The sequence below is a fragment of the Salmonella sp. SG203 genome (genome assembly GCF_013350575.1).
Classification (GTDB): Bacteria; Pseudomonadota; Gammaproteobacteria; order Enterobacterales; family Enterobacteriaceae; genus Salmonella; species Salmonella enterica.
In genome coordinates this window covers 1-1,245 of the sequence record NZ_SNMT01000078.1, presented here as the reverse complement: position 1 = coordinate 1,245, position 1,245 = coordinate 1, and the positions used below count along the sequence as shown (strand labels likewise).

The following is a 1,245-nucleotide window of genomic DNA, read 5'->3' as shown; positions in this document are numbered from 1 at the left end:
ATGCCGATTAGCTGGATGCCACCAAGAAACAGTATCGACACCAGAAGTGACGGGTATCCCCGCACGGCGTTACCGAACGCCAGAGTGTCGAATATCATCCAGGCACCATACAGAAATGCAACACCTGCGACAGCTAACCCGATATACGTCCAGATGCGGAGAGGAAAAGTTGAGAAGCTAGTTATACCTTCGAGTGCCAGATTCCATAATTTCCAGCCGTTGAATTTCGAATCACCGGCCACGCGTTCGGCACGGGCATATTTAACAACATCCGTTTTTCCGCCAACCCAACTGAGCACCCCCTTCATGAACAAGTTGCGTTCGGGCATTAATTTAATATTTTCGACAACCTCACGACTCATTAACCGGAAATCACCGACGTTCTCTTCAATTTTCGGATTGCTGATTTTATTGTGCAGCTTATAAAACCATTCAGCTGTCTTACGCTTCATGCGCCCGTCAGTTGAGCGGTCTGAGCGCTTAGCCAGCACCATATCCGCGCCAGCCTGCCACTTCTCAATGAGATGGGGGATAACTTCTATCGGATCCTGTAAATCGACATCAATAGGAATGACCGCATCCCCGGTTGCATGGTCGAGACCCGCGAAAAGAGCTGGTTCTTTACCGAAGTTTCGCGTAAACGAAAGCGGAATAACGAGCGGATCAGATGCAGCTATTTTGTTAATTATTGATTCAGTCGCATCTTTGCTTCCGTCGTTGATGAAAACAATCTCAACTTCATACGGTTTTAGCTCTTCAAACTCGCGAACCGTTTTATAGAAAATAGGTATCGTGGCTTCTTCATTGAAGACCGGAACGACTAACGAGACTTTCATTTCGCATCCCTAAAGACAATGAACTTTGAATAAATGAATCCGCATGTCAGGCTGATAGCTGAAAAGGTGACAAGAGTAAGGAGTGGCGGCAGGGAACATTTGTCAGCCATCCAGCCAACAACGGCGCTCAGTGTTCCCATAAATCCCACGTACATCATGTAGCGAAGCGTGGTGGTGCTGGCGTTAAAGGTGAAGCGCGCATTGGCATAGAAGCTGAACGATACAGCGATAACAAAACCGGAAAAGTTCGCCAGCGCCTGATGCGTATGCATCCCATACACACAAAAAGCAAATACGCCCCAATGAATAAGCGTGTTAAGAACACCGATCGATGTGTACTTAGCGAATAACTTCAACATTATGAAAATCAGCGGATTCGGAAAGGTCTGGAGTGTAGCACTACAAATTG

General features: G+C 46.9%; 2 protein-coding genes. Both read right to left on the bottom strand.

The window, feature by feature from the left end; all coding sequences use genetic code 11:
- Nucleotides 1–836: glycosyltransferase family 2 protein (locus HV477_RS27845; RefSeq protein WP_023993874.1), on the bottom strand; the 836-nt coding region annotated here is incomplete at its 3' end.
- Entirely contained in the window at nt 833–1,195 is a 363-nt protein-coding gene (locus tag HV477_RS27840; protein ID WP_000915525.1) for a GtrA family protein, read from the bottom strand. The genes HV477_RS27845 and HV477_RS27840, both read right to left, overlap by 4 nt.
- Between the last annotated feature and the right edge of the window lie 50 nt (nt 1,196–1,245).